This window comes from Duganella sp. BJB1802 (genome assembly GCF_013369445.1).
Taxonomy (GTDB): domain Bacteria; phylum Pseudomonadota; class Gammaproteobacteria; order Burkholderiales; family Burkholderiaceae_D; genus Rugamonas; species Rugamonas vulcania_A.
Map to the genome: position 1 here is coordinate 208,571 of NZ_JABWEF010000003.1, position 21,836 is coordinate 230,406.

The window sequence follows — 21,836 nt, forward strand, 5'->3', positions numbered from 1 at the left end:
GACGGCGCCGGCGCTTCCTCTTCCTTCTCCCTATCCTTGTGCGGCTTGGGCGCCGGGCAGGCGCGGCAGGCGCCGGCCTTGCGGCCGACGTGCGGCCCCCGCGGCCGCCGGCACCGCCGCGTCGCCGCAGTAGCCGCCGTCCAGCACCAGCGTGTTGCCGCCGTCGGCCAGCTTGCCGCTGATGGTGCGCTCGTCCTCGTCCGGCGGCTGCACCGTGAAGTACAGCTGCCTGCCGCGCGGGTCGATGTTGACGTCGCTGGCCACCACCGGCCAGCTCAGGCCGCCGGCCGTGTATTCATACAGCACCGTGTCGACTTCCGAAAACCGTTGCAAGGTGATGCGCTGCCCGCCGAACTCGCCGCTGTCCGGATGGATGCACAGGTCGGAGTACACCACCATGCCGTAGCGCGGCAGGGCGCCGGCCGGCGCGGCCGGCTTGCGCGCCAGCCTGGGCGCGGCGATCACGGCGCAGGAGGCCAGCAGGATGGCGCCGGCCAGCGCGGCGCGTGGGGTAGTCATCATGGTAACGGCTTTCAGAAATGAACAACGGCTGCACCAGGCAGCCGTTGTGGGTACTAACTGATCAGATCAGATTAGAACGAGTGACGCATGCCGATGTTGAAGGCCTTGTCGCCCGAACCAGCTTCGGTGTTGTTACCAACGGTGTAGCTGGCGCCGTTCTTGTTCTTGATCTTAGCGTAAGCAACATAGGTGCTGGTGCGCTTCGACAGAGCGTACGAGTAGCCGACTGCCCACTGGTCTGCATCGTGGTTAGCGACTTCCTTGTCGTTCTTGCGGGTGTACGACGCCATCACGGTGCCGTTAGGACCGACAGGAGCGGTCGCGCCGATCAGGGCGACGTTGCTGTCGCGGGTGGCGCCAGGAGCAACGGCGTAGCCGAACGGGTTGCTGGTGTTAGCCAGTGGCGAGCTGTTGGTGCCCTTGTCTTTGCTGAACGCAGCGAAAGCCTTGACCACGCCGAAGTCGTAGTTGGCGGCGATCAGGCTGTTGCGGCCGATGTCGGTGCTCACCGCTGGGGTGGCGCCAACTGCCGACAGGTCGTTGTTACGTGCGTTGTAAGCGACGCGCACGTTCAGAGGACCGTTCGAGTAGCCAGCCCAGCCGCCGATTTGACGCTGTGCCGACGCGTTGCCAGCCTGCTCGCCCACCGAGTAGGAGATCTCGCCCTGGAAGCCTTCGATCGAAGGAGTCTGGTACACGATGGCGTTGCTGTTGCGGGTGTTGTTGCCAGCCACGCCGAACAGGTTCTTGGCGGTACCAGCGTAGCCCAGTGCGAACGGGTCAGCCACGTCGCGCAGGGTTTCGTAGTACGGGGTGTACTGACGGCCCAGGGTCAGCTGGCCGGCGGTGGTCGACTTCAGACCAACGTAGGACTGACGGTTGGCGATCGAACCGGCAACATCGGACTCACCGGTGTCGACTTTAACGCCCGATTCCAGCACGAAGACAGCGCTCAGACCGCCGCCCAGATCTTCCGTACCTTTGAAACCCAGACGGGAGGCCGAGCCTACGCCGCTGGTGACTTTGGTGGTGTTGGCAACGCCGCCGCGCTCGCTCACGATACCGGCATCGACGATACCGTAGATCGTGACGTTCGATTGTGCGAACGCTGCGGAGCTCATTGCGCCCAGGACGGCCATGGCGATAAGGGATTTTTTCATTATGTTTCCTTCAGTTGTGTTGCTGTAAAAAGGTAAAGCTAGTATGACGGCGTGTTCGGTTCTGTGCGTGAGGGCAAACTCCCCAGCTGCCACTGTGCGATCCCGACTGTGGGACGCGTTCACTTAAAATTGCGGCCGATTCTATCGACGCCGGCTTTATCGCAGCGCAAAATGCGCCAGAGGCGGCACTATACTGATGCTTTGCTTGTCGATCAAGTGTAAAAGCGCTCATATTGACCACCCTCACCCCTGTCCGTTTTCAAAACAACAGTATTTTACTGCATCGCAATATTTCCTGCCGAGTCAGGCAACTAGCCCGGTATTTCCGCCCGATGCATCCCTCCGGCGACCCGTTGTGCGGGGCACCCGAGTGGCCAATACAAGCGCGACTACATCGTTGTCGGACCAAGTAAAAATAGCCTCTTTGCTATTTCTGACGCCATTTTATACTGAAGTGCCCCGCCGCCCGCCCCGACGCAATGGTAATAAGCTTACAACTCCGGACTTTGTTCGGAGTTTTCTGCGGGCAAAATAGCCCTCCGACCAACTTTGCTCATAGTGTAAACGCTTTATAAGTGTAGGAAATTTTGTCGCGCGCGCCCGGTGTTGCGCTGCATCAGCAATTTGTAAGAAATTGCTACCTGTTGCGAATTAGAGACAATCCCCTCAAGAAACCTTGCAAAATCCGCCGGCATGCCGTGCGAATCACCCCCGGGCGCATGAATTTGGCGCATGCGGCGCCGCGCTTGATCCAGCGCACAAAAGGCGGCGCCGGCAGCCAAATGTTGCTGACGGCCACAGTTTTTTTGGGGCGCCGCAAATTATATTGTCCACGACAAAGCAGGGGGAAAGCCGCTAAACAGTTCATTAGTTCTGTATGTCAACTGTGTGTCGTGGACAAGGTCTTTCCCATAGGGCAAACCGGGCAAAACCCGATAGGCGGCGCCATACTTTCGGGCGCAAATCGAATGTAAAATGCAGGTCGCGTTCCCCGGCCCCGGCCGCCGACGCACTGTGCACCCGGACCCCGTGCCAACCCTCGCGACTGCCCAATAAATGGTTGCCGCTTAAGCCTGATGACTATTAAAGTTTCTACACAAACAGTTCCTAGCACGATCAGCGACGTCGAACGCGACACCGGCGTCGCCAAGGAAACCCTGCGCGTGTGGGAGCGGCGCTACGACTTCCCCCAGCCGATGCGCGACCCGAACGGCGAACGGGTGTATCCGATCGAGCAGGTGCACAAGCTGCGGCTGGTGAAGCGCCTGATCGACCTGGGCTACCGCCCGGGCAAGGTGATCCAGTACAGCACCGCCGAGCTGCAGGCGCTGACCGGCCAGGCCACCGGCAGCCTGCACGGCGCCAGCGTGACCCCGCCCGCCCTGCAAAGCTACCTCGACCTGTGCAAGAGCCACCAGATGGAGGCGCTGCGCCGCAAGCTGTCGCAGGCGCTGCTGATGATGGGCCTGAAAAGCTTCGTGATCGAGCTGGTGGCGCCGCTGACCGCGCTGATCGGCGAGGCCTGGGCCAGCGGCGCGCTGGCCACCTTCGAGGAACATCTGTATACCGAATCGCTGACGGTGGTCATGCGCAGCGCCATCTTCGCCATGCCGCAGGCCAACGCCAGCAACCTGGGCGCGCCGCGCCTCATGCTCACCACCCTGCCGCAGGAGCGCGACGGCCTGGGCCTGCTGATGGCCGAGGCCATGTGCGTGGCCGAGGGCGCGCACTGCATCTCGCTGGGCGTGCAGACGCCGCTGCTCGACATCGTCGAGGCGGCCCGCGTGCAGCGCATCGACATCATCGCGCTGTCGTTCTCGGTGGGCATGAACGCGCGCCAGGCGCTGGACGCGCTGGCCGAGCTGCACACCCGGCTGGGCGGCGGCACCGAGCTGTGGGCCGGCGGCGGCAACGCCGCGTTCAAGCGGCGCCGGCCGCCGTACGTGCGGGTCTACGCGCTGTCCGACATCAGCGCCGCCATCGCCGACTGGCGCCAGCGCCACGCCGCCGCGGCCGGCTGAAAATCTTGTCATTCCGGTAGCATGGCCGGGCGGGGGCGCCGCGCTCTGGTAAAATAGCGGCATTTTTCCCCGTGTCCGGCGCCGCCGGCCATCCGCTTGAAGCGCCCCCAACCACATGTCCATGTTTAGTTTCTTCAAGAAAAAACCCGTCGCCCCCGCAACGCCGCCGACCGCCGCCGCTACTGCCGCTACCGCTGCCGCCGCCCCCGCCATCGAACCGTCCGCCCCGCCCGCGCTGCCGGATCTGCCGGATCTGCTGCCGATCGAGGAGCCGGCGCCCAAGCTGTCGTGGATGTCGCGCCTGAAGGCCGGCCTGTCCAAGACCTCGAACAACCTGTCGATCCTGTTCGTCGGCGCCAAGATCGACGACGATCTGTACGACGAGCTGGAGGCGGCCCTGCTGATGTCCGACGCCGGCGTCGACGCCACCCAGTACCTGCTCGACGCCCTCAAGCAAAAGGTCAAGGACGACAAGCTGCTGGACGCGGCCGCCGTCAAGGCCGCCCTGAAGCAGCTGCTGATCGAGCTGCTGACCCCGCTGCAGCGCCCGTTCGAGCTGGGCCGCCACCAGCCGACCGTGATGATGATCTCCGGCGTCAACGGCGCCGGCAAGACCACCACCATCGGCAAGCTGGCCAAGCACATGCAGACCCACGGCCAGTCGGTGCTGCTGGCCGCCGGTGACACCTTCCGCGCCGCCGCCCGCGAGCAGCTGATGGTCTGGGGCCAGCGCAACAACATCACCGTGATCTCGCAAGCCTCGGGCGACCCGGCCGCCGTGTCCTTCGACGCCGTGCAGTCCGGCAAGGCCAAGGGCCTGGACGTGGTGATGATCGACACCGCCGGCCGCCTGCCGACCCAGCTGCACCTGATGGAGGAGCTCAAAAAGGTCCAGCGCGTCATCGGCAAGGGCATGGAAGGCGCGCCGCACGAGACGCTGCTGGTCATCGACGGCAACACCGGCCAGAACGCGCTGGCCCAGGTCAAGGCCTTCGACGACGCCCTCAAGCTGACCGGCCTGGTGATCACCAAGCTCGACGGCACAGCCAAGGGCGGCGTGCTGGCCGCCATCGCCCGCGTGCGCCCGGTGCCGGTGTACTTCATCGGCATCGGCGAGAAGATCGAGGACCTGCAGCCCTTCGTGGCCGCCGAGTTCGTTGAAGCCCTGCTGGGTTAAGCCAGGAATCGCGCCCGCCATGATCGAATTCCGCAACGTCTCGAAACAATACTCCCCCGACGCGACGGCGCTGCGCGACGTCTCGTTCACCGTGGCCAAGGGCGAGCTGGTGTTCCTGGCCGGCCCCTCGGGCGCCGGCAAGTCCACGCTGCTCAAGATGATCGCCGCGGTCGAGCGCCCCAGCGCCGGCCAGGTGATCGTCAACGGCCAGGACATCGCCCGCATCAAGCCGGCCGCCGTGCCGTTCTTGCGGCGCAACCTGGGCCTGATCTTCCAGCAGCAACGGCTGCTGACCGACCGCTCCATCCTGGCCAACGTCATGCTGCCGCTGCTGGTGACCGGCGCCTCGCGCGCCCAGGCCGAGCAGCGCGCCCGCGCCGCCCTCGACAAGGTCGGCCTGCTGGCGCGCGCCGACGCCCAGCCGCTGGCCCTGTCCGGCGGCGAGCAGCAACGCGTGTCGATCGCGCGCGCCATCGTCAACCGCCCGCAGGTGATCCTGGCCGACGAGCCGACCGCCAACCTGGACCGCGCCAGCGCCAACCAGGTGCTCGACGCGCTCAAGGCCTTCCACTCGGTCGGCGTGACCTGCCTGATCTCCAGCCACGACGAACAGATGCTCGACGCCGCCGCGCGCGTCATCCATCTCAAGCACGGTCAGCTGGAGGTGGCGGCATGACGCTCTGGTTCCGGCAACACCGCTACGCCCTGGCCGCGGCCCTGGTGCACCTGCGCCGCTCGCCCGGCGGCTTCTTGTTCAACATCCTGGTGGTGGCGATCGCGCTGGCGCTGCCGTTCACCGGCGTCACCCTGCTCGACAACGTGCGCCCGATGTCCGAGCAGCTCTCGGTCGATCCCGAGATCAGCATCTTCCTCAAGCAGGACACCCCGCGCGAGCAGGCCGAGGCGCTGGCCGTGTCGCTGCGCCAGGCGGTGCGCGACAAGCAGGCCAAGATCGTCTTCACCCCGCGCGAAAAGGCGCTGGAGCAATTGAAGGACAAGAGCGGCCTGGCCGACGTGCTGACCACGCTGGGCGAGAACCCGCTGCCCGACAGCTACGTGCTCAAGCTGGACGCCTTCCGCAACGCCCAGGCCGGCGGCGACGTCGACCAGCTGGCCGCGCAGATCCGCGTCCTGCCCGGCGTCGACACGGTGCAGGTCGACTCGGCCTGGGTCAAGCGCCTGGCCGCGCTGCTCAACGTGCTGCGCCTGGCGCTGCTGCTGCTGGCCGCCACGCTGGGCACGGTGGTGGTGGCGGTGATCTTCAACACCATCCGCCTGCAGGTGATGACCCAGCGCGAGGAAATCCTGGTGTCCAAGCTGATCGGCGCCACCGACAGCTTCATCCACCGCCCCTTCTACTACACCGGCGCGCTGCTGGGCCTGTGCGCGGGCGGCGTGGCGCTGGGCGCCGTGTCACTGGCGCTGCGTCCGCTCAACGTGGCGATCGCCGAATTCGCCCGGCTGTACGCCTCCGAGTTCCAGCTGGCGCCGCTGCCGCCGCTGGCCATGGCCGGCCTGCTGGCCCTGTCGGCCGGCCTCGGCCTCATCGGCGCCCTGCTGTCCGTGCAGCGCCACCTGTCCCGCCTCAACTGATCCCTGATCCCTTTCCGTGCGCCCCCGCACGGAAGGGTTGCCCCCCGCCGAATTAGCATTAAGCCCGGCCTAAGCTCCAACGCGCATGCTGCATTAATCAGATGCCATGATGCCTAAAAACGTCATAGTATTTTTACTATCAAAGCGATTAATATCCGATGATTGGCACTCAACCAAGGAGAGTGCTAATATACGTGAACTGAAGAGCAAACAATTCTCTACAGAACCAAGAATCGTTAAGAACAAGCAACATCATCGAGCGAAGGAATGAACATGACTATGTCCGCACCGACTGCATTGGTCCCCGCCACCAATCGCGCCCTGGGACTCGGGTTCACAGGCAACCTGGGCAACCTGGACGCCTACATTTCGGCCGTCAACCGCCTGCCGATGCTGACGCACGACGATGAAATCTCGCTGGCCAAGCGCCTCAAGGAAAAGAACGACCTGGGCGCCGCGCAGGAGCTGGTGCTGTCGCACCTGCGCCTGGTGGTGTCGATCGCGCGCGGCTATCTGGGCTACGGCCTGCCGCACGCCGACCTGATCCAGGAAGGCAACATCGGCCTGATGAAGGCGGTCAAGCGCTTCGACCCGGACCAGGGCGTGCGCCTGGTGTCGTACGCGATGCACTGGATTAAGGCCGAGATGCACGAGTACATCCTGAAGAACTGGCGCCTGGTCAAGGTGGCCACCACCAAGGCCCAGCGCAAGCTGTTCTTCAACCTGCGCAGCCACAAGACCGGCCTGGACGCCATGACGCCGACCCAGATCGACAGCCTGGCCAAGATGCTGGACGTCAAGCGCGAGGAAGTGATCGAGATGGAAACCCGCCTGAGCGGGCGCGACATCGCGCTGGAATCGCCCAACGACGACGAGGACGACAAGTTCGCGCCGATCGCCTACCTGTCGTCCGAGGCCAGCGAGCCGACCCGCGTGCTGGAGGCCGAACAGGTGACCCGCCTGCAATCGGAAGGCTTGGAGGAGGCGCTGGGCAAGCTGGACGCCCGCTCGCGCCGCATCGTGGAAAGCCGCTGGCTGGCCAACGACGACGGCTCCGGCGCCACCCTGCACACGCTGGCGGAGGAATTCGGCGTCTCGGCCGAGCGCATCCGCCAGATCGAAGTGGCCGCGCTGAAGAAAATGAAGGGCGCGCTGGCCGCCTACGTATAAGGCGCCGCGCCCTGAGGAAAGCCCCGTCCGGGGCTTTTTTTACGCCGCCAGCGCCTGCGCCAGCAGCTCGCCGACCAGCTGGTTCAGGTCGGTGTCGCCCTCCTTCGCCCTGGCGTGCAGCCGCTGCACCAGGTCGCCGTTGAGCTTGACCGCGAACGGCACCAGTCCGAGCGCCTGGTCGCGCTTGCGCTGTTCCCGTTTGTCGACCACCTCGGCCACCTTGCCGAAGCTGGCGGCGCCAGGGGCGGACATCTGGCCCATTAATTTTTTAGCGTCGCTTTTCGCCATGCCGGTCTTTTTCATTTTGTTCGATCAATGTGATTCAGGGCCCCCATTCTACGGCACATAGTTTGACCCAGCGCTGTAAAGCTGCGGTTCGTGCGACATCGACGTGATCTTTTTGCTAAGCTTGCCGTCTACTCTGAAGGAAGAGGATGCCAATGAAATCCACACTCACCAGGCAGTTGATCATCCTGCCGCTGCTGGCGGCCGTGCTGGCCATGCTGCACGCCTGCGGCTCCGCGTCCGCCGTCGGCCGCCCCGCCGCCGCGCCGCAGCCGTTCGCCCAGACCTATGTGCTGACGCAGGGCGCCAGCGTGGCCATCGCGCCGGCCGCCGCGCCCGGCATCAGCGGCGCCACCGCCGGCGCGCCCAGCCTCAAGCTCGAGCGCGTCAACGACAGCCGCTGCCGCGTCGGCGCGGTGTGCGTCTGGGCCGGCTACATCAGCTACAGCTTCGCGCTGACCGCCGCCGACGGCACCACCAGCAACTTCGTGCTGTCCGACAGCATGCCCAACGCCCGCCCCAGCGTCACGCAAAACGGCCTGACCTTCACGCTGACCGGCGTCGAACCGCAGGCGGTCCCCGCCAAGAATGAAGCCACGCCGGATTATCGGGTAAGCTTGAGGGTGAGCAACGCCCCCTCATCCTAACCCGGACCCCGCGCCCCCATGACCCTGTCCCGACGCCCCGCCCGCACCGTTCTCGTTTCCACCATCATCCTCACGCTGGTCCTGCCGCCGGCGGCCTGGGCCAAGACCCCGGTCGCCACCGGCAGCGGCGGCGCGGTCGCCACCATCAGCGAGCCCGCCTCCAAGGCCGCGCTGGCCATCCTCAACCAGGGCGGCAACGCGGTCGACGCCGCCGTCGCGGCGGCCGCCACCTTGGGCGTGACCGACCCGTTCAGTTGCGGCATCGGCGGCGGCGGCTTCATGGTCATCTACCTGGCCAGGGACAAGCGCGTGATCACCGTCGACCACCGCGAAACCGCGCCGGCCAGCTTCACGCCCACCGTATTCCAGCAGGACGGCAAGGAAATGGACTTCGACACCGTGGTCGCCAGCGGCATGTCGGTCGGCGTGCCGGGCACCGTGCGCGGCTGGCACGAAGCGCTGGACCGCTACGGCTCGATGTCCTTCAAGCAGGTGCTGGCGCCGGCCATCGCCGTGGCCAGCGAGGGCTTCCCGGTCAACGCCAACTTCTCGCGCCTGGTCGAGGAGAGCCAGGCCAAGTTCAGCATGTTCCCCGACACCGCCGCGCTCTACCTGCGCAACGGCAAGGCCATCCAGCCCGGCAGCACCCTGCGCAACCCCGGCATGGCCAAGGCCTACCGCGAACTGGCGGCCGGCGGCGTCAAGGTTTTCTATGAAGGCAAGATCGGCCGCGCCGTGGTCGACGCGGTCAACCAGCCCAAGGTCGCCAGCGGCGTGCAGGTGCGCGCCGGCCGGATGACGATGGCCGACCTGGCCAACTACGAGGCGCGCCTGCGCCAGCCGGTGCACAGCACCTACCGCGGCTACGACCTGTACGGCATGCCGCTGCCGAGCAGCGGCGGCATCGCCATCGCCGAGGCGCTCAACATCCTCGAAGGCTACGACCTCAAGGCCATGCCGAGGGACAAGGCCGAACACCTGTACCTGGAGGCCAGCCGCCTGGCCTTCGCCGACCGCAACGCCTACCTGGCCGATCCCGAGTTCGTCGAAGCGCCGGTGGCCGGCCTGCTGAGCAAGGACTACGCCGCCCGCCGACGCGAGCTGATCAACCCGGACCAGGCCAGCGTGCAGGCGCCGGCCGGCGATCCATATCCATTCCAGAACGACCCGAGCGTGCCGCTGCGCCCCAACGCCAACAAGCTGCTGGCCGAGGGCGCGCACACCACCCACCTGACCGTGTCGGACAAGGACGGCAACATCGTCTCCTACACCTACACCATCGAATCATGGGGCGGCAGCGGCATCGTGGTGCCGGGCTACGGCTTCCTGCTGAACAACGAGATGACCGACTTCAACTTCTCCGGCCCCGCGCCCAACGTGCCGGAAGCGGGCAAGCGGCCGCGCAGCAGCATGTCGCCGACGCTGGCGTTCAGGAACGGCAAGCCGGCGTTCTCGATCGGCAGCCCCGGCGGCGCGACCATCATCACCACCGTGCTGCAGACCATCTTCAACTACGTCGACCTGGGCATGAGCATGCCGGACGCGCTCAACGCGCCGCGCCTGTCCGAGCGCAACGGCATGGCCACCGACGTCGAGCCGGGCTTCGCCGGCACCGCGCAGGCCGGGGCGCTGGAGAAGCGGGGCCAGCACTGGAACAAGCCGGAGGAAATCGGCGCCGCCAACGCGCTGGTGTTCAACCCGGACGGCACCGTCACCGCCGTCAGCGAAGGCCGGCGCCACGGCGCCGGCAGCGCGCTGGTGCAGAAGTCGGCGCACTAGCGCGCCCCCGCAACAGCTAGCCCGGATTGCGCCGCAACTCGCTGTCGCTCAAGACGTAGTCCGGGTTGTCGGCCAGACGCTCCACCGCCAAATCCACAAACGCACGGGCGCGCGCCGGTTGTGAAGTCTTGCTGCCGAAGTAGACGAAGTAACCGGCGATGTCCGGCATGTGCTCGGCCAGGATGGGAATCAAGCGCCCCGCCCGGATGTACGGCGCCGCCGTGACGCCGGCGAGCTGGCCCAGCGCCTTGCCCGCGAGCACAGCCTGGAGCTCGAACAACTCATCGTTGCTGCACAGCGCCGGCACCACCGGCTGGTCCACCGTCTGCCCGTCCAGCTTCACATGCCACGGCACCACCTTGCCCGTGCCGGGATGGCGGAAAGCGCTGCAGCGATGCGCAGCCAGCGCCGCCAGGGTCTCCGGCACGCCATGCCGCCCGAAATAGGCCGGCGCGCCGCAGATCACCATCTGCAACGGGAACAGCCGGCGCGCAATGACGCCCTCGTGGGGCGATGCCGCCAGGCGGAATCCTACATCGACGCGGTCCTCCACCCAGTTGCCGACGCGATCCTCCAGCAGCACATCGGGCTGGATGCCAGGATGCATGTCGCAGAACTCCTCGACCAGCCGCCAGAGTACCGGCTGGAAGGTGGTCCGGGGACCGGCGATGCGCAACGGCCCGGCGAATTCGTCCTTTGCCGTCCGGGCGTTGGCCAGCGCGCGCTGCATGCCGAGCACGGCCGGCTGCACCTCCTCGAGCAGGCGCAGCCCCGCGTCGGTCAGCGACATCACCCGCGTCGTCCGATGGAACAGGCGCGCGTCCAGATGGGACTCCAGCTGGGCCAGCGCCTTGCTCGCCGCCTGCGGGCTGATGCCCAGATCCTGCGCCGCCTTGCGCAGGCTGCCCAGTTCCGCCGCCCTGATGAAGGTCGTGATAGACCGAAGCTCGTTGATCGCCATAAAGGGCATCCTCCCTCCCCGATTATCCCCAATTGAATGCGGATAAATCAACCGGTTTATCACTATTCAGATGTCGGTTGTTTGTCTAAAGTGAATCCAGACCAACCACCGAAGGCAGCGCCCCATGAAACATGTCACCCTGAACAACAATCTGCAGATGCCCCTGGTCGGCTACGGCGTGTTCCAGATCGCCGACGCCAACGAGTGCCAGCGCAGCGTCATCGACGCCATCGACACCGGCTACCGGCTGATCGACACCGCCGCCTCCTACATGAACGAGGAAGCCGTGGGCCTGGGCCTGCGGGCAAGCGGCGTCGCGCGCGAAGAGCTGTTCGTGACCAGCAAGCTGTGGGTCCAGGAGACCGGCTACGAACGCACGCAGCAAGCCATCGAGAAATCGCTGCGCCGGCTGCGGCTCGACTATCTGGACCTGTACCTGATCCACCAACCCTTCGGCGACGTCCACGGCTCGTGGCGCGCCATGGAGGACGCCTACCGCAGCGGCAAGGTGCGCGCCATCGGCGTCAGCAACTTCCAGCCCGACCGCCTGATGGACATCATCGCGTTCAACCAGATCGCGCCCGCAGTCAACCAGATCGAGGTGAATCCCTTCCAGCAGCAGCTCGAGAGCGCAGCCTTCATGAAGGAGGTCGGCGTGCAGGCGGAAGCCTGGGCGCCCTTTGCCGAAGGACGCAACGGCCTGTTCCAGAACGCCGCGCTGCTGGCCATCGCCGCGCGCCACGGCAAGACGGTGGGCCAGGTCGTGCTGCGCTGGCTGGTGCAGCGCGGCATCGTGGCCCTGGCGAAGTCGGTGCGCAAGGAACGCATGGCCGAGAACATCGCCATCTTCGACTTCGAACTCGACGACACGGACATGGCCGCCATCACCGCGCTCGACACCAACACCAGCAGCTTCTTCTCGCATCGCGATCCAGCCATCGTCAAGTGGATGTCCGAACGCAAGCTGGACATCTGAGCGCAGGCCATGCACAACACCGCCGCCCTTGCGCCGACGCGACACGCCAACATGGTGCTGGCCATCATCGTCGCCAGCTACCTGATGATCGTGGTCGACATCTCCATCGTCATCACCGGCCTGCCGCGCATCCAGGCCAGCCTGGGCTTCAGCGCCGCGCAGCTTTCGTGGGTGACCAACGCCTATACGCTGGCCTTTGGCGGCCTGCTGTTGCTGGGCGCGCGGGCGGGCGACATCCTGGGCCGGCGCCGCATGTACATCGCCGGCCTCGCGCTGTTCACCCTGGCCTCGATGGCGATAGGCATGGCGCAGTCGGCGCCGTGGCTGCTCACGGCCCGCGCCATCCAGGGCGTGGGCGCGGCGGTGCTGGCGCCGTCCACGCTGGCGTTGCTGTCCACCCATTTCGCCGAAGGGCCGGAACGCACGCGCGCCCTGTCGATGTATGCCGCGGCGGCCGGCGTGGGTGCCACGCTGGGCCTGGTGCTGGGCGGCCTGTTCGCCGACCTGGTGTCGTGGCGGGCGGGGTTCTTTGTCAACCTTCCCATCGGCCTGCTGCTGATCGCCGCCGCGCGACGGCATATCGTGGAAACGCCCATGCATCCCGGCCGCTTCGACATGGCGGGCGCGGCCTGCTCCACCGCCGGCATGAGCGCACTGGTCTACGGCCTGGTGCGCGCGGCGGAGGCCGGCTGGCATGACGCCTTGGCGCAAGCCTCGCTGCTCGCCGGCGTGGCGTCGACCATCGTCTTCGTCGTGATCGAACGCCACGTCCGGCAGCCCATCCTGCCGCTGCGCTTGCTGGCCAGCCGCGCACGCGCGGGAGCGTATCTGTCCCGCATGCTGTTCCTCGGCGGCGCGGTGGGCTTCTGGTTCTTTTCCACCCAGTTCCTGCAGGGCGTGCTGCATCTGCGGCCGATGCAGGCCGGCCTCGCCTTCCTGCCGGTCACGCTGCCCAACTTCGCCTCGGCGATGGCCGTCCCCAGGCTGGCGCGCCGCTTCGACGCCCACTGGCTCATCCTCGCCGGCTTGTCGCTGGGCGCCGCCGGCCTGTTCTGGCTGGGCCATGCCGACGCCGGCGCCGGCTACTGGACGGACGTGGCGCCTCCCATGCTGCTGATCGGACTGGGCCAGGGCTTGCTGCTGGGTCCCTTGACCGCCGCCGGCGTGGCGGGCGTTGCGCGCGACGATGCCGGCGCCGCCTCCGGCCTGGTCAACGTCGCCCATCAACTGGGCGGCGCCTTGGGGCTGGGCTTGTTGGTGCTGGTGTTCTCCAGCGCCGCTCCTGCCGCCCTCCATGACAGCCAGGCGCTCGCGCATCGGATAGCGGCGGTCATGAACGCCGCCGGCCTGCTGCTCGTGCTGGCGATGATCGTGTCCTGCGCTGTCATCGTCCTGCCCCATCGCAAAATCAAATCGCAGCGGCAGGAGGGTTGCTCGTGAAATCGATGATGCACATCGCGCTGTGCGCCATGGCGGCCCTCGCCGGCGCAAACGCCGCGGAGGCGCCGGTCCTCCCGCAAGTCCTCGCAGTGCGCCCGGCCGCAGCCCAGCCGATCGCCACAGGATCGACGGAGAACTTCACAGGCATCGTCCACATCGGCACACCGTTCCAGGCGCCGCCGCCTGGGCGCGCGGGCGGCGCCGCCGTCACTTTCGCGGCGGGTGCCCGGACCGCATGGCACACACATCCGCTGGGCCAGACATTGATCGTCACTGCCGGCCTCGGCCTGGTTCAGCAGCAGGGTCAAGCTGCTCATCTGATCCGCCCGGGCGACGTCGTCACCATCCCGGCCAATGTGCGCCACTGGCACGGCGCCGGTCCCACAGACTCGATGACGCACATCGCCATCGCCGAAAAATCGGACGGCAACTCGGTGGCCTGGCAAGGCAAGGTCGCCGACCAGGAGTACCAGGCCGCGCTGACCAGCACCGGACTCACGCCGGCTGCCGCAGCGAGGCAGATCGGCGACGTCGACAGGACCGCCCCATCGGATCGGCTGTCCGCCAGGCAGCAGGCCATTCCACTGATCGCATCCTTCGCGGCGGCCAGCGACATGCCGCGACTGCGCGCCGCCTTGAACCAGGGGCTCGATACCGGATTGACCATCAGCGAAGCCAAGGAAATCCTGGTGCAGCTCTACGCCTACGCGGGTTTTCCGAAAAGCCTGAACGCGCTTGGCGAACTGATGCAAGTTGTCGAGGCACGCAAACAACGCGGCATACACGACGCGCCTGGCCGCGAGCCAGGCAAAGCCATCGCGACCGGAAACGCGCTGGCCGCGATCGGCAAAGCGAACCAGTCCGAGATTTCCGGCGGCCCGGTAACGGGCCCCGTGTTCGACTTCGCGCCCATCATCAACCAGTACCTCCAGACGCATCTGTTCGGCGACATTTTCGAGCGCGACAACCTTGACTGGCGGAGCCGCGAACTGGCCACGCTCGGCGCGCTCGCCGCCACGCCCGGCGCCGAGGCGCAACTGCGTTCGCACATGCGGGCCGGCATGCGCGTAGGCCTGAGCGCGGCGCAGCTGCGCCAAATGATGCAAGTCCTCCTCAATCATGGCAGCCCGGAGGCCGCAAGCCGCGCGGACGACGCGCTGACGCAGGCCCTTGCCGCCGGCCCTATGCTGGTCCAGGCACAGGGGAGCTTCGCGGCGGGCGGGACGGAACTCCGGCAAGGCGCGGATGGAGCGAGCTTCCACGGAGACCACCTCTACGCCTTCTATCAGATTCCACAGCACCCCAAGGCCCTGCCCATCGTCATGCTGCACGGCGCATACCAATCGGCGCGCAGCTGGGAAAGCACGCCGGATGGACGGGAAGGCTTCCAGAACTTGTTTTTGCGCCGCGGCTTTCCGGTCTATCTCGTGGACCAGCCGCGCCGGGGACGAGCCGGCAACAGCACCGTCGCCGCATCGGTCGAACCTACGCCCAACGACCAACTGTTCTTCGACCAGTTCCGCATCGGCAAATGGCCCAACTACTACGACAACGTGCAGTTCGACCGCCAGCCACAGACGCTCGATCAGTTCTTCCGCTCGGTGACGCCCAACACCGGCCCCTACGACGCCGGCGTCGTTTCCGATGCCATGTCGGCCTTGTTCAGCAGAGTCGGGCCGGCGATCCTGTTCACGCATTCGCAGGGCGGCGGCCCGGGCTGGCTGACAGCGATCAAGAACCCCAATGTGAAAGCGATAGTCGCCTTCGAACCCGGCAGCGGCTTTGTCTTCCCGCAGGGCGAGGCGCCGCCGGCGATGCCTAGCGCCGCCGGAACACTGTCGCCCGAGGTGGTGCCGCCGTCCGATTTCCAGCAACTTACCCGCCTGCCGATCGTCATCTACTACGGCGACAACTTCCCGGAACAGCCGAGCAAGGAGCGCGGTCAGGACAACTGGCGGGTACGGTTCGCCATGGCGCGGCTATGGGTCGACGCCATCAACAAGCATGGAGGCGATGCCCGCCTGGTCCACCTCCCGGAGATCGGAATTCGCGGCAACACGCATTTCTTGATGTCCGATCTGAACAACGTCCAAATCGCGGATCAAGTGTCCCAATTCCTCGCGGAGAAAAATCTGGACGCGCTTCCCTAACCGGCCGGTGGACCAACCTCCCGTCCAAAGACAGGCACGCGGGCGTTGGGCGAGCGGCGATAGCTCCAGTTCAGCGTCCGCAGCAAATCCGGGGGCGCCTTCGTCATCAACGCCTCCATCGCACCGGTGGCGAAGGCGCAGGCCAGCGCCTGGCCCGGACAGGCATGCGCACCGTGGCCGAAGCCGAACTCTCGCCCCTCGCCGCGCGGATCGCGGTTGGCGGCGGCCAGGACCAGCAGGACCGTTTGTCCCGCCAGCAAAGGCACGCCGCCGATCTCGCAAGCGCGCGCCACGAAGCGGCGCGTGTTCTGGATCGGCGGATCGAAGCGGCTGACCGCCCGCACCAGCACGGCCGCATCCTCCGCGCCGCTGCGCTCCTCCTCCGGCTGGCGCGCCAGCGCCAGCACGCTGTTGCCGATCAGCCCAGCCGTGGCCTCGTACGTCTGCGACAGCAGGCCGACCAGATTGGCCAGCAAGCCGTGCGACTCGCTCCACCCCACCGCCTCCGCCTCGGCGATCACCTGCGACAGCAGGCTGCCCGATGCCGCACCGCGCATCAATTCCTTGAAGCCCGCCAGCAGCGACAGCGCCGCCGCATGCGCGCGCCCGATCTGCCACGCATCGCTGTACGGCGACAGGCAGGCCACGAACTGGTCCATCCACGCCGCCACCGCTGGCAGCCGGCTGTCCGCGAAGCCCAGCAGGCTGGCCATCGCCGACACCGGCACCTCGACCATCCACGATGCCAGCCCGTCGTCGCGCCACAAACGGCCGCCGATCCGCCGCGCGTGCAGCCGGGCGGCCTGCGTATCCACCCCGGCCAGCGCCCGCTGCAAAGCCAGCTTCGGTTGCGCGTGACGCTCGCCGTCGTTCATGCGCACCAGCGCACCGAACACCTGCCCGGCCGCGCCGCCCGCGATCGCCGCCGGCACCGGCTCGGTCAGCGGCCGCACGCGGCAGTCGGGATGCCGCATCACCGCCACCACATCGGCGGCGCCGGCGGCGATCCACAGGCCAAGGCCGGCGTCGAAACGCAAGCCTTGTGCCGCCGCCAAAGCGTCGTAATATGGATAGGGATCGGCATGCGTCACCGCGGCCAGCGCGTCTTGGGGATAGGTAGCATTCATGCGACAAGGATGCCACCAATTTCACCGCGATAGTTAGGCCGGCGCCGAAGCAAGGCCGCAGCTAAGCCATGTTTAAGAATCGGCCAACAAACTGAGGCACCGACACCACTCTGGGGAATGCAATGAAAAACTGGGCGCGCGCCAACAAAGGCTTCTTACTGTTCCTGATGCTGTTCGGGATTTTCCGCACCGCCGTCGCCGACTGGAACCCGATCCCCTCCGCCTCCATGCACCCCAACCTGCTGGAGGGCGACGTGGTGTTCGTCAACCGCCTGGCCTACAACGTCAAGCTGCCGCTGACCGACGTCGTCCTCGGCACCACCGGCGAGCCGCAGCGCGGCGACATCGTCACCTTCTCGTCGCCCAAGGACGGCACGCGGCTGATCAAGCGCGTGATCGCGCTGCCGGGCGACCGCGTCGAAATGCGCAACGAGCAGCTGATCATCAACGGCCAGCCGGCCGGCTACGCGGCCCAGGGCGAGTCCACCGAAACCGTCAAGGGCCTGGGCCGGCTGGATGCGCTGCGGTTGAACGAATCCATCGCCGACGCCCGCGCCCATTCGATCCAGCTGATGCCGCAGGTGCAGGCCCGCCGCGATTTCGCGCCGCTCACCGTGCCGCCGGGCGAGTACATGATGTTGGGCGATAACCGCGACAACAGCGCCGACTCGCGCTACATCGGCCTGGTGCCGCGCGCCCTGCTGATCGGCCGCGCCGAGCGCGTGCTGGCCTCCGCCGACATCACCGGCAACTGGCATCCGCGCACCGAACGCTTCGGCATGAGCCTCTACCCGGCGCAGTAAAGCCCCTCTCGCCGCCGGTTCCCGGCAATGCTATGATGAGTAGAAAATCTCATAACATTGTCGAGGCAAGCATGATCGAATTCAAGGGACTGTCCAAAGTCTACGGCGGCTTCAACGCCGTCAAACCCCTGAACCTGACCGTCGAGCGCGGCGAAGTATTCGGCTTCCTCGGCCCCAACGGCGCCGGCAAGACCACCACCATCCGCATGATGATGGGCATCCTGGTGCCAAGCGCCGGCCAGGTGCTGATCGACGGCCTCGATTGCCACAGCGAGCCGGCCGAAGTCAAACGCCGCGTGGGCTACCTGCCCGACACCCCGATCTTCTACGACTACCTGCGCGGCCGCGAGATCCTGCAGTTCGTCGGCGAGATGCACGGCTATCCGCACGCCGAAGCGGTCGAGCGCAGCGCGCGCCTGCTGCGCGAATTCGGCCTGGAGGAAGCGGGCGAGGACTATGCCGTCAACTACTCGCTGGGCATGAAGAAGCGCCTCGGCCTGGCCTGCGCGCTGATCCACGACCCGGCGGTGCTGATCCTCGATGAGCCGATCAACGGCCTCGATCCGCGCGCCTCGCGCGACGTGCAGGAACGCCTGCTGGCGGCCGCCGCGCGCGGCGTCACCATCTTCGTCTCCACCCACCTGCTGGACATGGCCGAGAAGTTGTGCGACCGCGTCGGCATCATCCACCACGGCCAGCTGGTGGCCACCGGCACGCTCGACGAAATCCGCGCCGAGGCCCCGGCCAGCGGCTCGCTGGAGGACGTGTTCCTGAAGATCACCGACGAAACCGCGGCGGAGCGCGCACAATGACGCAGCAGGCGGCCCAGCCGGTGACGCAGGCGCGCGCCATCTGGCTGATGACCAAAATGCGCCTGACCCGCCAGCGCAACATGCTGGCCAATAACCTGTTCGGCAAATTCCGCAAGAAGAAGGCGCGCGACGGCATCGCCGGCAAGAAGAGCAGCCTGTGGGTGCTGACCGCGCTGCTGGTGCTGGTCATGTCGTTCTCCTTCACTGGCCTGTCGCGCAACGTGCTGCTCAACATGAACTGCCACCTGGTAGCCAGCAGCCACTGCAACGTGGTCGACAAGGACCACGCCCCCTTTCAGAATGTCGAACTGGCCGCCGCCGAACTGCGCAAGGCGCCGTTCCAGCCGGAGCTGTTGCGCGGCCTGACGATGGTGCTCACGCTGTTGTTCGGCCTTGCCGTCCTGCTCCCGCTGGGCAGCAAGGAACTGGCGCAGCCGGACTGGGACCTGGAGTGGCTGGTGACGATGCCGGTCGAACGCCCCACGCTGCTGTGGGGACGCCTGCTGGAACGCAGCGCGGCCAACTTCAGCGGCGTGTTCGCGCTGATGCCGCCGCTGGGCATGATCGCGTGGTACTCGGGTTTGGGCTGGTTCGCGCCGCTGGCGGCGCTGGCGGCCTTGCTGGTGCTGCTGCCGCTGGCCGCCCTGCTGCACACGCTGGCCGACACCGGACTGCGTATGTGGCTGCCCGCATCGCAGCTGCGCAACCTGCAGGCCGTCACCGGCTTGTTCAGCATGCCCTTGATCTACTTCGTCATGGCGCTCGGAATGCCCAACGCCAGCGGCTTCGTGATGGACTGGGCGCGCGCCTTCCCCGCGTGGACCGGCTGGACGCCGCCGGGACTGGTGCTGCAAGCGATGCAGGCATCCAGTCTGGCACAGGCCGGACAAGCCATCGCGCTGCTGCTGGCGCAGACCGCCGCACTGTTGTGGGCCGGCGTGGCGCTGATGCGCCACCAACTGCGCAACGGCGTGGTCAACGCCGGATCGCGGGAAAGCGTGCGTCGCAAACCGCAGGCCGCGCCCACCGCCGGCCGCAGGCTTTCCGAAGCGTTCACGCCGATCAAGCGCCGCGAACTGCGGCTGTTGAGCCGCGACCGCAACTTCCTGGTCCAGACCTTGCTGCTGCCGGTGATTATCGTGGTCAGCCAGTTGGTCTTCAACGGCAAGCTGAATAGCTTCGCGGAGCTGGGCGTAAATCACGTCACCGCCGCCACCATCGCCTTCGGCATCGGCGTCTACATGCTGATGCTGTCGGCCTTCCAGACACTGAACAACGAAGGCCAGGTGCTTTGGCTGCTGTACACCGTGCCGCGCTCCATCGAAAGCGTATTGAAGGAAAAGGCGCAGCTGTGGGGCATGCTGACGTTGATCTACCCGCTGATCATCGTCGGCATCAGCGCTTGGTACACAACGCACTTCGAATGGAGCATGCTGGCACTGCTGCTGATCGTCTTCGCCGGCATCCCGATCTACTCGCTGATCGCCGTCTCGCTCGGCGTGTTCGCCTGCGATCCGCTGGCGGTCGACGCGCGCGCCCGCGTGCGGCCGACCTATATTTACCTGTACATGCTGCTGGCCAGCTTCTACACCTGGTCGATCTACAGCGATGTGTGGTCGCAAAAACTGGTGGTGATGGTGCTGGTCGCGTCGATGGCGCTGGCGCTGTGGCAGAAGGCGCGCGACGCCCTGCCCTATCTGCTGGATCCTGCCGCCGCGCCGCCGCCGCGCGTGTCCACTTCCGATGGCCTGATCGCCGCCACCGCGTTCTTCATCATGCAGGGATTGATCGCGTTGTTCATGATGCGCGCCATGGAGATGCCCGCACAGCCAGCGGTGACGATCGCCTTCGCCGCAGCCGGCCTGCTGGTCTACCTGCTGATACGCTTCATCTACTGGCGCAGCAAGACCGCCGGCGTGCCGGCCGTCCTGCGCGGCGGCGACATGAAGCTGACACTGGGCTACAGCGCGATGGCCGCCTTCGTCGCATCCGCCGTGGGACTGGCCTACCTGACCGGCCTGCAGCATTCGGCGCTGTGGGCGGACATCGCCAAACAGTCGGCGGCATCGGCATCGACATTCTCGCGCGGATGGCTGCTGGCCTTGGCCGTGCTGGCCGCGCCGTTGTGCGAGGAGTTCATCTTCCGGGGCCTGATCTACGGCGGCTTGCGCCGCTCGATGTCCGCCATGCCCGCCATGGCGATGAGCGCCGCCATCTTCGCCGTGGTCCATCCGCCGACGTCGATGCTGCCGGTCTTCGTGCTCGGCCTGTGCGCCGCGTGGACCTATGAGCGCAGCAAAACCCTGCTCGGCCCCATGTTGGTTCACGCGGTGTACAACGCCGTGGTGCTGTCCTGGCAGTTCTGGATGTAGGCGCCGCCGAAAACTAGGCCTTGTACTGCGGTCCGGACATCAGGAAGCCGCCGCCCTGGTAGATCGTCGCCACATCGTCCTTGGGTGGATACACGCCGGTGTCGGGGAAGCTGGCGGCGAAGCGCGTCGAGCTGTCCTTCGGCTTGAAGCCCAGGTGCGAGGCCTTGCTGTTGTCCCACCAGCTGCCCGGATTGGCCGACGCGCCGAACAAAATCGTATGCCCCACGCGCGGCGTGAACAACGAGCAGCGCAGCGACTCCACCAGGTCGTCGTAGCTGAACCACGTCACCATCATGCGCAGATTGACCGGCTCCGGGAACGAGGAACCGATGCGCAGGCAGACCGTCTCGATGCCGGTGCGGTCGTAGTAATAGCGCGACAGCGACTCGCCGAAGCACTTGCTCACGCCGTACAGGCTGTCCGGCCGCATCGGGCTGTCGGCGTCGATGTAGTCGGTGGTCTTGTAGTAGCCGATGGTGTGGTTGGAGCTGGCGAACACCACGCGCTTGACGCCGTGCTTGTGCGCCGCCTCGTACAGGTTGTAGGTGCCGGCGATATTGGCCGCCATGATGTTTTCGAACGTGTTCTCGGTCGAGATGCCGCCGAAGTGCAGCACCGCGTCCACGCCCTCCAACAGCTTGAACACGGCGGCCTTGTCGGCCAGGTCGCACTGGACGACCTCCTCGCCCTCGCGCGCCGCGCCCATGTCGCCGATGTCGGACAGGCGCACCACATCGGCCCAAGGCTTGATGCGGTCGCGCAGGATTTTACCCAGGCCGCCGGCGGCGCCGGTCAGCAGCAATCGTTTGAATGGCTTGGTCATGTCTCAGTCTCTGTTTCT

19 protein-coding genes and 1 pseudogene are annotated in these 21,836 nt (G+C 66.4%); 14 read left to right on the forward strand and 6 right to left on the reverse strand.

Annotated elements, in window-relative coordinates; genetic code table 11:
- Nucleotides 1-30: 30 nt before the first annotated feature.
- Both HUX88_RS06335 and HUX88_RS06340 read right to left on the reverse strand, forming a co-directional pair.
- Nucleotides 31-522, reverse strand: coding sequence for a hypothetical protein (locus HUX88_RS06335; RefSeq protein WP_229219225.1), 492 nt, complete (start codon nt 520-522; stop codon nt 31-33).
- Between the two features lie 71 nt (nt 523-593).
- A complete protein-coding gene (locus tag HUX88_RS06340; RefSeq protein ID WP_117013018.1) occupies nt 594-1,682 on the reverse strand; it encodes a porin in 1,089 nt (362 codons plus the stop codon).
- A gap of 1,076 nt (nt 1,683-2,758) precedes the next feature.
- Between HUX88_RS06340 and HUX88_RS06345 the strand changes: the two genes are divergently transcribed.
- The 5 genes from HUX88_RS06345 to rpoH all read left to right on the forward strand — a co-directional run bounded on the left by HUX88_RS06345 (nt 2,759) and on the right by rpoH (nt 7,643).
- Nucleotides 2,759-3,703 carry a MerR family transcriptional regulator gene (locus tag HUX88_RS06345; protein ID WP_176361196.1) on the forward strand — a complete coding sequence of 315 codons (945 nt, stop codon included), beginning with the start codon at nt 2,759-2,761 and terminating at the stop codon, nt 3,701-3,703.
- A gap of 121 nt (nt 3,704-3,824) precedes the next feature.
- Entirely contained in the window at nt 3,825-4,880 is a 1,056-nt protein-coding gene (ftsY, locus tag HUX88_RS06350) for a signal recognition particle-docking protein FtsY (RefSeq protein WP_176361369.1), read from the forward strand.
- Nucleotides 4,881-4,899: 19 nt separating this feature from the next.
- Nucleotides 4,900-5,556, forward strand: coding sequence for a cell division ATP-binding protein FtsE (locus HUX88_RS06355; protein WP_117013016.1), 657 nt, complete (start codon nt 4,900-4,902; stop codon nt 5,554-5,556).
- Nucleotides 5,553-6,473: a permease-like cell division protein FtsX gene (gene ftsX / locus HUX88_RS06360; protein ID WP_176361197.1), complete on the forward strand. Its 921-nt coding sequence runs from the start codon at nt 5,553-5,555 to the stop codon at nt 6,471-6,473. The genes HUX88_RS06355 and ftsX overlap by 4 nt, the downstream gene beginning before the upstream one ends.
- A gap of 279 nt (nt 6,474-6,752) precedes the next feature.
- The gene (gene rpoH / locus HUX88_RS06365) at nt 6,753-7,643 is read left to right on the forward strand and encodes an RNA polymerase sigma factor RpoH (protein ID WP_175001010.1); all 891 of its coding nucleotides are present in this window, start codon (nt 6,753-6,755) and stop codon (nt 7,641-7,643) included.
- A gap of 39 nt (nt 7,644-7,682) precedes the next feature.
- Here the strand turns inward: rpoH and HUX88_RS06370 are convergent, their stop codons facing one another.
- The gene (locus HUX88_RS06370) at nt 7,683-7,946 is read right to left on the reverse strand and encodes a hypothetical protein (RefSeq protein ID WP_176361198.1); all 264 of its coding nucleotides are present in this window, start codon (nt 7,944-7,946) and stop codon (nt 7,683-7,685) included.
- A 137-nt stretch (nt 7,947-8,083) separates the two neighbouring features.
- Between HUX88_RS06370 and HUX88_RS06375 the strand changes: the two genes are divergently transcribed.
- Entirely contained in the window at nt 8,084-8,575 is a 492-nt protein-coding gene (locus tag HUX88_RS06375) for a hypothetical protein (protein ID WP_117013013.1), read from the forward strand.
- Between the two features lie 18 nt (nt 8,576-8,593).
- The gene (ggt, locus tag HUX88_RS06380; RefSeq protein WP_176361199.1) at nt 8,594-10,354 is read left to right on the forward strand and encodes a gamma-glutamyltransferase; all 1,761 of its coding nucleotides are present in this window, start codon (nt 8,594-8,596) and stop codon (nt 10,352-10,354) included.
- Between the two features lie 16 nt (nt 10,355-10,370).
- Here ggt and HUX88_RS06385 read toward each other — a convergent pair whose 3' ends face one another.
- Nucleotides 10,371-11,315, reverse strand: coding sequence for a LysR family transcriptional regulator (locus HUX88_RS06385; protein ID WP_176361200.1), 945 nt, complete (start codon nt 11,313-11,315; stop codon nt 10,371-10,373).
- A gap of 124 nt (nt 11,316-11,439) precedes the next feature.
- Between HUX88_RS06385 and HUX88_RS06390 the strand changes: the two genes are divergently transcribed.
- From HUX88_RS06390 to HUX88_RS32130, 4 genes and pseudogenes are all read left to right on the forward strand, one after another.
- On the forward strand, nt 11,440-12,291 hold the full coding sequence (locus tag HUX88_RS06390; protein WP_176361201.1) for an aldo/keto reductase: 852 nt from the start codon (nt 11,440-11,442) through the stop codon (nt 12,289-12,291).
- 9 nt (nt 12,292-12,300) lie between these two features.
- Complete coding sequence (locus HUX88_RS06395; RefSeq protein ID WP_176361202.1) at nt 12,301-13,731, forward strand: MFS transporter; 1,431 nt, start codon at nt 12,301-12,303, stop codon at nt 13,729-13,731.
- A gap of 29 nt (nt 13,732-13,760) precedes the next feature.
- Nucleotides 13,761-14,852 (forward strand): annotated as a pseudogene (locus tag HUX88_RS32125) (carboxymuconolactone decarboxylase family protein); the annotation flags it as partial.
- Nucleotides 14,829-15,881, forward strand: coding sequence for an alpha/beta fold hydrolase (locus HUX88_RS32130; RefSeq protein ID WP_373886761.1), 1,053 nt, complete (start codon nt 14,829-14,831; stop codon nt 15,879-15,881). The pseudogene HUX88_RS32125 and the gene HUX88_RS32130, both read left to right, overlap by 24 nt.
- Here the strand turns inward: HUX88_RS32130 and HUX88_RS06405 are convergent.
- Nucleotides 15,878-17,008: a cytochrome P450 gene (locus tag HUX88_RS06405; protein WP_176361203.1), complete on the reverse strand. Its 1,131-nt coding sequence runs from the start codon at nt 17,006-17,008 to the stop codon at nt 15,878-15,880. The genes HUX88_RS32130 and HUX88_RS06405 overlap by 4 nt on opposite strands.
- Before the next feature lie 122 nt (nt 17,009-17,130).
- Between HUX88_RS06405 and lepB the strand changes: the two genes are divergently transcribed.
- From lepB to HUX88_RS06420, 3 genes are all read left to right on the forward strand, one after another.
- Nucleotides 17,131-17,811: a signal peptidase I gene (lepB, locus tag HUX88_RS06410; RefSeq protein ID WP_176361204.1), complete on the forward strand. Its 681-nt coding sequence runs from the start codon at nt 17,131-17,133 to the stop codon at nt 17,809-17,811.
- Between the two features lie 71 nt (nt 17,812-17,882).
- Nucleotides 17,883-18,623, forward strand: coding sequence for an ABC transporter ATP-binding protein (locus tag HUX88_RS06415; protein WP_176361205.1), 741 nt, complete (start codon nt 17,883-17,885; stop codon nt 18,621-18,623).
- Nucleotides 18,620-20,995 (forward strand): CPBP family intramembrane glutamic endopeptidase, encoded by a 2,376-nt coding sequence (locus HUX88_RS06420; RefSeq protein WP_176361206.1) that lies wholly within the window; start codon nt 18,620-18,622, stop codon nt 20,993-20,995. Before HUX88_RS06415 ends, HUX88_RS06420 begins: the two co-directional genes overlap by 4 nt.
- A 13-nt stretch (nt 20,996-21,008) precedes the next feature.
- Here the strand turns inward: HUX88_RS06420 and HUX88_RS06425 are convergent, their stop codons facing one another.
- Complete coding sequence (locus HUX88_RS06425) at nt 21,009-21,818, reverse strand: NAD(P)-dependent oxidoreductase (protein ID WP_176361207.1); 810 nt, start codon at nt 21,816-21,818, stop codon at nt 21,009-21,011.
- Between the last annotated feature and the right edge of the window lie 18 nt (nt 21,819-21,836).

What these genes read in the sequence shown, in the direction of transcription:
- HUX88_RS06395 (WP_176361202.1), top strand. Translation starts at nt 12,301, where the DNA reads ATGCACAACACCGCCGCCCTTGCGCCGACGCGACACGCCAACATGGTG.
- ftsX (WP_176361197.1), top strand. Translation starts at nt 5,553, where the DNA reads ATGACGCTCTGGTTCCGGCAACACCGCTACGCCCTGGCCGCGGCCCTG.
- HUX88_RS06355 (WP_117013016.1), top strand. Translation starts at nt 4,900, where the DNA reads ATGATCGAATTCCGCAACGTCTCGAAACAATACTCCCCCGACGCGACG.
- HUX88_RS06390 (WP_176361201.1), top strand. Translation starts at nt 11,440, where the DNA reads ATGAAACATGTCACCCTGAACAACAATCTGCAGATGCCCCTGGTCGGC.
- HUX88_RS06385 (WP_176361200.1), bottom strand. Translation starts at nt 11,315, where the DNA reads ATGGCGATCAACGAGCTTCGGTCTATCACGACCTTCATCAGGGCGGCG.
- HUX88_RS06415 (WP_176361205.1), top strand. Translation starts at nt 17,883, where the DNA reads ATGATCGAATTCAAGGGACTGTCCAAAGTCTACGGCGGCTTCAACGCC.
- HUX88_RS06425 (WP_176361207.1), bottom strand. Translation starts at nt 21,818, where the DNA reads ATGACCAAGCCATTCAAACGATTGCTGCTGACCGGCGCCGCCGGCGGC.
- ftsY (WP_176361369.1), top strand. Translation starts at nt 3,825, where the DNA reads ATGTTTAGTTTCTTCAAGAAAAAACCCGTCGCCCCCGCAACGCCGCCG.
- HUX88_RS06340 (WP_117013018.1), bottom strand. Translation starts at nt 1,682, where the DNA reads ATGAAAAAATCCCTTATCGCCATGGCCGTCCTGGGCGCAATGAGCTCC.
- rpoH (WP_175001010.1), top strand. Translation starts at nt 6,753, where the DNA reads ATGTCCGCACCGACTGCATTGGTCCCCGCCACCAATCGCGCCCTGGGA.
- HUX88_RS06345 (WP_176361196.1), top strand. Translation starts at nt 2,759, where the DNA reads ATGACTATTAAAGTTTCTACACAAACAGTTCCTAGCACGATCAGCGAC.
- HUX88_RS32130 (WP_373886761.1), top strand. Translation starts at nt 14,829, where the DNA reads ATGATGCAAGTCCTCCTCAATCATGGCAGCCCGGAGGCCGCAAGCCGC.
- HUX88_RS06335 (WP_229219225.1), bottom strand. Translation starts at nt 522, where the DNA reads ATGATGACTACCCCACGCGCCGCGCTGGCCGGCGCCATCCTGCTGGCC.
- HUX88_RS06405 (WP_176361203.1), bottom strand. Translation starts at nt 17,008, where the DNA reads ATGAATGCTACCTATCCCCAAGACGCGCTGGCCGCGGTGACGCATGCC.
- HUX88_RS06375 (WP_117013013.1), top strand. Translation starts at nt 8,084, where the DNA reads ATGAAATCCACACTCACCAGGCAGTTGATCATCCTGCCGCTGCTGGCG.
- HUX88_RS06420 (WP_176361206.1), top strand. Translation starts at nt 18,620, where the DNA reads ATGACGCAGCAGGCGGCCCAGCCGGTGACGCAGGCGCGCGCCATCTGG.
- HUX88_RS06370 (WP_176361198.1), bottom strand. Translation starts at nt 7,946, where the DNA reads ATGAAAAAGACCGGCATGGCGAAAAGCGACGCTAAAAAATTAATGGGC.
- lepB (WP_176361204.1), top strand. Translation starts at nt 17,131, where the DNA reads ATGAAAAACTGGGCGCGCGCCAACAAAGGCTTCTTACTGTTCCTGATG.
- ggt (WP_176361199.1), top strand. Translation starts at nt 8,594, where the DNA reads ATGACCCTGTCCCGACGCCCCGCCCGCACCGTTCTCGTTTCCACCATC.